This window comes from Candidatus Synechococcus spongiarum SH4 (assembly GCF_000586015.1).
GTDB classification, from domain to species: Bacteria; Cyanobacteriota; Cyanobacteriia; order PCC-6307; family Cyanobiaceae; genus Synechococcus_B; species Synechococcus_B spongiarum_F.
In genome coordinates this window covers 1-7,010 of record NZ_JENA01000077.1, presented here as the reverse complement: position 1 = coordinate 7,010, position 7,010 = coordinate 1, and the positions used below count along the sequence as shown (strand labels likewise).

4 protein-coding genes and 2 tRNA genes are annotated in these 7,010 nt (G+C 66.5%); 3 read left to right on the top strand and 3 right to left on the bottom strand.

Annotated elements, in window-relative coordinates:
- Window positions 1–222 precede the first annotated feature (222 nt).
- Window positions 223–1,572: an MFS transporter gene (locus BG35_RS0104915; RefSeq protein WP_161632536.1), complete on the bottom strand. Its 1,350-nt coding sequence runs from the start codon at window positions 1,570–1,572 to the stop codon at window positions 223–225.
- Window positions 1,573–1,589: 17 nt separating this feature from the next.
- Window positions 1,590–2,339 carry a precorrin-2 C(20)-methyltransferase gene (cobI, locus tag BG35_RS0104910; RefSeq protein WP_025781950.1) on the bottom strand — a complete coding sequence of 250 codons (750 nt, stop codon included), beginning with the start codon at window positions 2,337–2,339 and terminating at the stop codon, window positions 1,590–1,592.
- Between the two features lie 71 nt (window positions 2,340–2,410).
- On the opposite strand from cobI, the gene BG35_RS0104905 reads away from it, so the two are divergent.
- From BG35_RS0104905 to gcvP, 3 genes are all read left to right on the top strand, one after another.
- Window positions 2,411–2,492 (top strand) — tRNA-Tyr (locus tag BG35_RS0104905).
- 3 nt (window positions 2,493–2,495) lie between these two features.
- Window positions 2,496–2,567: transfer RNA gene (locus tag BG35_RS0104900), tRNA-Thr, on the top strand.
- A gap of 187 nt (window positions 2,568–2,754) precedes the next feature.
- Entirely contained in the window at window positions 2,755–5,553 is a 2,799-nt protein-coding gene (gene gcvP / locus BG35_RS10365) for an aminomethyl-transferring glycine dehydrogenase (RefSeq protein WP_236619788.1), read from the top strand.
- 20 nt (window positions 5,554–5,573) lie between these two features.
- On the opposite strand, the gene BG35_RS0104890 is transcribed toward gcvP, so the two are convergent.
- A partial coding sequence (locus tag BG35_RS0104890) for an ABC transporter ATP-binding protein (RefSeq protein WP_025781949.1) occupies window positions 5,574–7,010 on the bottom strand: 1,437 nt, incomplete at its 5' end.

Below are 7,010 nucleotides of genomic sequence, written 5' to 3'. Positions count from 1 at the left end.
TCCGGTAGTCGGACCCGGATCAGCACCAGCCCACCCACACCATCACCGGCCTGTTCCCCTCCACTGCCCCTGCCACATTTGCCGTGACCCCGGAGGGGGAACCGCAGAAACAGGTCTCCGCTACACCCCGGTGGATCACTCCCTCATGCTCACCTTCCCCCGCCTCCACGTTCAGCACAGGCTGACGTTACGCGAGGCGGGAATCCACCGCTTAGCCCCTGATCAGGGAGATGATGCCCTCTGACGGTGGGGCGCCGGTGGGCTGGTTTCGGTCTCCGGGTTCGTGATTGGCTGGGTGGTCAGGACGGGCGGTGGCTGACCCGGGTTCAGGCGGCTGGCGGCAAGGCACAGGATGGTGAGCAACAGCCACAGGCCCACCCCATGGCCCTGGGTTTCCAGCAGCCACCCGGCCACCGGCGGCGCCACCACGATGCTGATCCCCCAGCACTCGGAATAAGCCGCCATGGCCCGGCCCTGCAGAGGGGCGGGGGTCCGCTCCAGACAGGCCGTGCTGGCGGTGGGCAGGAAGGCGGCGGCGCCTACGGCAATGAGCACCTGGGCGCCCACCACCAGCAACAGACCCGGGGCCATGGGGGAAAAACAGGACAGGGTCATCAGGGCCTGACCGGCGGCAAAGGTCCACAAGGCCCGGCGCAGACCGGTGCTGGTGGGCCAACGGCTCACCAGACGGCCCACGGGGAGTTGCATCACCATTAACAACACCAACTGCACAGCCACCACCAGATTGCCGATCACAGGATCGAGAGGGGCCCGTTCCAGGCTGCCCCGCACCAGATCCAGGGGCAGGGCGCTTTGCTGCAGAATGATGATGGTGGTGGCCATGATGCTGATCAGCAGCACGGCAGGCAGGCCCGACACCCTGGCCAGGTCCCTGTAGCTGCCCTGCCGCCCCTGTGGGGTTAGGCCCGGAGTACCGGAGACCGGCTGAGGGCCGCCGGGGATGCCGGTGCTCCCCAGGGCCGCCACCGCCAGAGCCAGCAGCAGGACCGCGGCGGTGAGAAACGCCCAGGAGGGCCGATTCAAGGCCGTGAACGCCGCGGTGCCCAGCACACCGAGGGCCGACCCCACGGCCTCGCAGAAACGGGCCAGGGTGAACGCATTGCCCAGGGGGACAGGGCCGTGGTTCCGGGCCACGGCGATCTCCACTGCAGGCCAGAACAGCCCCAGCCCCAGCCCCTGCAGGGCCATGCCCAGGAGCAGGGCGGGCCAGTCACTCACGTTCCGCAACTGCATCATGCCGGCCGCCATGAACAGGCCACTGCCGGCCAGCAGGAGACGCCAGTGGCGGCCGCCATCCAGGGAACGCCCCGCCAGCCAGCGGCTGGCAACCCCCATGACGCCGGTCACCGTAAAGCCGGCCCCCAGGGCAATGCCGCTGAGACGGTCCCCATAGACAATGCCCAGGTAGAAGCCGATGCCGCTGAGGGGCATCAGGGCCAGCCCCCGCAACAGACAAACCCGCACCAGGGGCGGGGGGTAGCGCCGGAGCCATGGGGGGCCACAGGGGAAGGGTGTTGAGGACAGCACAGGCGCCACAGGGGAAGCCCCCATGAAAACCGATGCCGTCCTTAAACGGCGGCAACCGCATCCCCCGCATCCCATGGCAGCACCGGGGGCCAGGCTTGACGCACCAGCACCAGGGAGAAATAGGAACAAGCCCCGGGGGGAAGCTCCGCCGCAGGGATGAGGCGCTGGTCCGGCCAACCCACCCGTTCGGCCACCAGGGCCTGGGGGAGGAGGCCCCGCTGCTGCAGAGCCTCCCGCAGCCAGGGCCAGCGCCGACCCACCTTGTGGACCGCCAGCACCTCCGCCTTCGCCAACAGGGCATCCAGGGCTGTGGGGGTCTCCGGCGCCGGGGCAACCAGCAGTTGCTGGCTCTGGAGAGCCAGGGGCCAATGGGCGGCGGCGGCAGTGGCCGCCATGGCGGTCACCCCTGGAATCATGGACACCCTCAATGGGGAGGGGGCCATGGTTTGCAGTTGGAGCGCCACGTAACTGGCGGAGGCATAGAGGGACACATCCCCTTCACACAGCATCGCCACCGGTGGGCGCTCCGCCACCGCCTGCAGCAACTGCCGGGCGGCGCACCGCCAGGCCAGGCGACAGGGTGCTGCGGCGGTGGTCATGGGGAAGTGGAGGGGCAGACGCTGTTGTTCAGGCTGCAGCCATGGGGCGGCAATCCGGGCCGCCATGCCCTCGCCCCCCGGCTCGGCAACGGGATAGGCCACGGTGCGGGCCTGGCGCAGCGCCTTGAGACCCGCCACGGTGATCAGGTCCGGGTCACCCGGTCCCACCCCGAGGATGGTGAGACGCGCCATGGTTGACGGGGAGTCGGGTCCAGGGTTGGGTGGCCGGGCGCCCGGTCTGCTAAGTTGGGAAGCTGTGGCACGGGTCGGTGCCCGAGTGGTTAATGGGGGCGGACTGTAAATCCGCTGGCTCTGCCTACGTTGGTTCAAATCCAACCCGGCCCATCTGCCCTTGTAGCTCAGCGGTAGAGCACTCCCTTGGTAAGGGAGAGGTCACGAGTTCAAGTCTCGTCAAGGGCTTTTACGAAGGTTTTACGAAGCCAGGCATCGAATTTACCCCCGGAGTGAATCCAGTGGGCAAGCCGTGGTTTTAGGATTCCTCAAGGTGGCCCCGGATTGCGCTCCTTTGAATTCCTCCCCAACTTCAACGCCCCAACAGTCGTTTCTGCATCGCCACCTGGGCCCCAGCGCCGCGGAGCAGCAGCAGATGCTCCGGACGTTGAACCTCCCTTCCATGGAGGCGTTGCTGGAGGAGGCCATTCCCGCCAGCATTCGCCTTCCCCAGGGCCACACGGCCCGGAGTCTGCCGCCAGCCGTCAGCGAGCAGCAGGCCCTGGCGGAACTGGAAGCCCTCATGGGGCGGAATCGCATCAGCCGCAGCCTCGTTGGCCTGGGCTACTTCGGGACGGTGATGCCGGCGGTGGTGCGCCGCCATGTGCTGGAGAATCCCGCCTGGCTCACCGCCTATACCCCCTATCAGGCGGAAATTGCCCAGGGTCGCCTGGAAGCCCTGCTCAATTTTCAAACCCTCATCTGTGAACTGACGGGTTTGCCGGTGGCCAATGCCTCCCTGCTGGATGAGGCCACGGCGGCGGCGGAGGCCATGGGTCTGAGCTTTGCGGTCCGTAAGCAGTCCCGGGCGCGTCGATTCCTGGTGGATCGGAACGTCTATCCCCAAACCATGGCGGTGCTGCGCACCCGGGCCGAACCCCTGGGCATCCAATTGGATGTGAAGGCCCCCGGCGCCTTCGTCTTTGATGAGGAGGTGTTTGGCGTGTTGCTGCAACTGCCGGACGGGCAGGGGCGGCTCCAGGATCCCGGATCCTTCATCAATGCTGCCCACGCCTGTGGCGCACTGGTCACCGTTGCCGTGGATCCCCTGGCTCAGGTGCTCATGGCCCCTGTGGGGGTCCTTGGCGCCGACGTGGCGGTGGGTTCCGCCCAACGACTGGGTTTGCCCCTGGGTTACGGCGGTCCCCATGCCGCCTTTTTCGCCACCCGTGAGCACCACAAGCGGCAGGCGCCCGGCCGGATTGTGGGGCTGTCCGTGGATGCCGAGGGGCGCTCCGCCCTGCGCCTGGCCCTTCAGACCCGGGAGCAGCACATCCGGCGGGATAAAGCCACCAGCAACATCTGCACAGCCCAGGTGTTGCTGGCGGTGCTGGTGAGTTTCTACGCCGTCTACCACGGCCCTGACGGTCTCACCGCCATTGCCCGCCGGGTGCGCCGCCTGACCCGGGCCATGGCCATGGCCATGGCTCAGGTGGGGCTGACTCCCGCCCTGGAGCCGGGCTTTGACACCATCGTGGTAAAGACCCCGGCGGCGCCGGACATTCTGGAGCGTTGCCGAGGGGCGGGCTTTTCCCTGCGGGTGCTGGAGGACGGCAAGGGCTTTGGCCTCAGCCTGGATGAGCGCTCCACCGTGGAGGAGTTGGAGCACCTGCTGACGCTGATGGCGCCGGGGCGATCCCACCAGCCCATGGCGGAGTTGTTTGCCACCAGCCCAGGGGAGTTGCCCGCGCCGGAGCGCCAGGACCCCTGGCTTCAGCAGGAGCCCTTCCACAAGCATCGCAGTGAAACCGCGCTGCTGCGCTATATCCAGACCCTGGCCGCCAAGGACTTTTCCCTGATCCACGGCATGATCCCGCTGGGAAGCTGCACCATGAAGCTCAATGCCGCCGCTGAGTTGTTGCCCCTGAGTTGGCCCGGCGTGGCGGAGCTGCACCCCTTTGCCCCGGTTGAAGATGCCCAGGGCTATGGGGCCATGATCCGCCAGTTGGAGGACTGGCTGGCGGAGTTGACGGGCTTTGCCGGCGTCAGCCTCCAGCCCAACGCGGGATCCCAGGGGGAGTTGGCGGGGCTGTTGGTGATTCGCGCCTGGCAGGCCAGCCGTGGCGAGGCTCATCGCCGGGTCTGCCTCATTCCCACCAGCGCCCACGGCACCAACCCCGCCAGCGCGGTGATGGCGGGCCTGCAGGTGGCGCCGGTGGCCTGTGATGCCCAAGGCAACATCGACTTGACGGACCTGCGCCGGAAAGCCGCAACCCACAGCAACCACCTGGCTGCGTTGATGGTCACCTATCCCTCCACCCACGGGGTCTTCGAGGTGGCCATTCGGGAGATCTGCGCCGTCGTCCACGACCATGGGGGACAGGTCTACCTGGATGGGGCCAATCTGAATGCCCAGTTGGAACTGTGCCGCCCTGGCGATTACGGCGCGGATGTTTGCCATCTGAACCTCCACAAGAGCTTCTGCATCCCCCACGGGGGCGGCGGACCAGGGGTGGGACCCATCGCCGCCGCGGCCCATCTGGCGCCGTTCCTGCCCGGCCATCCCCTGCTGACCTGTGGCGGGGAGCAGGCCATTGGCCCCGTGTCGGCGGCGCCTTTCGGGAGCGCCAGCATCCTGACCATCAGTTGGATGTACCTGCGGATGATGGGGGCGGCCGGCCTGCGTCAGGCCAGCGCTGTGGCCATTCTCAATGCCAATTACATCGCCCGGCGTCTGGAAGATTTCTATCCCGTGCTCTTCCGTGGCGAGAAGGGGCGGGTGGCCCATGAATGCATCCTGGATCTACGCCCCCTGCGGTCGGAAGCGGGGGTGGGGGTGGAGGACGTGGCCAAGCGCTTGATGGACTACGGTTTCCATGCCCCCACGGTGAGCTGGCCGGTGGCTGGCGCCATGATGGTGGAGCCCACGGAAAGCGAACACAAGGCCGAACTGGATCGCTTTTGCGATGCCATGGTTGCTGTGCGCCAAGAGGTGGCCGCCATTGCCTCCGGCGCCATGGATCGCCACAACAACCCCCTCAAGCGGGCGCCCCACACCATCGCGGCCCTCACTGCCGACTCATGGGATCGCCCCTACAGCCGCCGGCAGGGGGGTCTGCCCGGCAACCAGGATCCTGCAGCAAAGCTCTGGCCCGCCGTTGCCCGTATTGATAACGCCCGGGGGGATCGCACCCTCATCTGCACCTGCCCCTCTGTTGAGGACTATGCCAACTGACGGCCCCGGCCCCTTGCGCCTCACCCCAGGGACTGGGACCAGGAGGTCTCCAGTTCCTGGCGCCGCCAAAGCTGTTGATAGGTTCCCCTCTGGTGGAGCAGTGTCTGATGCCGGCCGGATTGGACAATGCGCCCCGCCTCCATCACCAGCACCCGATCACAGGAGGCGGCAGCCGCCAGTTGATGGCTGATGAACAGCACGGTGCTCCGGCGGTGCTGGCGGAGATTCTCCAGAATGCCCGAGGCGGTGGCGTTGTCCACGCTGGCCAGGGCATCATCCAGCACCAGCAGGGGCGCCTGCTGAAGCAATGCCCTGGCCAGGGCGCTGCGCTGCCGCTGGCCGCCGCTGAGGGTGATGCCCCGTTCCCCCACCATGGTGTCCAGCCCCGCGGGGAAGGCTTCAATGTCCTGGCTAAGCTGGGCGCTGGCAGCGTAGCGGACCACCTGCTGCCGTTCCGTATCCGGTTGCCCGTAGCGCAGGTTGTCCTCCATGGTGGCGGTGAACAGATAGGCCTCCTGGGGAACCAGGGCAATGCGACTTCTCAAATCATCCAATCGCAGTTGGCGGATGTCCTGACTATCCAGAAAAACGCTCTGCTCCGGTGGATCAATCATGCGGCCCAACAGGCGGGCAATGGTGGACTTCCCACAGCCCACTGCGCCAACAAGGGCCACCATTTCCCCTGGTTCCAGGGTAAGGTTCACCCCCGCCAGCGCCTCTCTTTTGCTGTCGGGATATCGGTAGTGAAGGTTCCGCACCTGGAGTTGTCCTGCCGGCTGGGGCGTCAACGGCTCGGCTGTGGCCGGATCGGTGATCCGTGGTTGGCGCATCAGCACCTCCTCCACCCGCTCCAGACTCACCTGACCCACTTGAAAGGTGTTGATGGTGAACCCGAGCAACGCCGTGGGAAACACCAGATCCAGAGCCCCGAGGAACAGGGCTACAAAACCGCCAATGGTGAGACCCTGGGGATCCCCCAGGGTGGCGGCTTGCAGCCGTCCTGCCCCCAGCGCCAGCAACAACAGCAGGCTGAGGTTGCTGATTTTCTCCAGGGCGGGGAAGAGGAGCGACCGCACCTTGGCCAGAGCCAGGGCCGCGTTCCGGTAGTTGCGATTCAGGACGCTGAACGCCTCGTGCTCGTTGGCCTGTTGCCCGTAGATCTTGATGGCGCTGATCCCGGCCAGATCCTCCTGAATCAAGTCGCTCAGTTCCGAGAGGTGCTCCTGTTGACGCCGCTGGAGCCGCGCCATGCGCTTGCCGAACAGATGCACCAACAGCAGCATGGCCGGGTAAGGAACCAATGCGGCCACGCTGAGACTCAGGTCAATGGACACCATGACCGGTAGCCGCGTGACATACGCCATGACTATGTTGACCATGCTCAAAACCGCAAAACCCAGCATCCGACGGATGTTGTTCACGTCGTAGGTGGCGCGGGTGATGAGTTCTCCGGTGCG

What these genes read in the sequence shown, in the direction of transcription:
- BG35_RS0104915 (WP_161632536.1), bottom strand. Translation starts at nt 1,572, where the DNA reads ATGGGGGCTTCCCCTGTGGCGCCTGTGCTGTCCTCAACACCCTTCCCC.
- cobI (WP_025781950.1), bottom strand. Translation starts at nt 2,339, where the DNA reads ATGGCGCGTCTCACCATCCTCGGGGTGGGACCGGGTGACCCGGACCTG.
- gcvP (WP_236619788.1), top strand. Translation starts at nt 2,755, where the DNA reads ATGCTCCGGACGTTGAACCTCCCTTCCATGGAGGCGTTGCTGGAGGAG.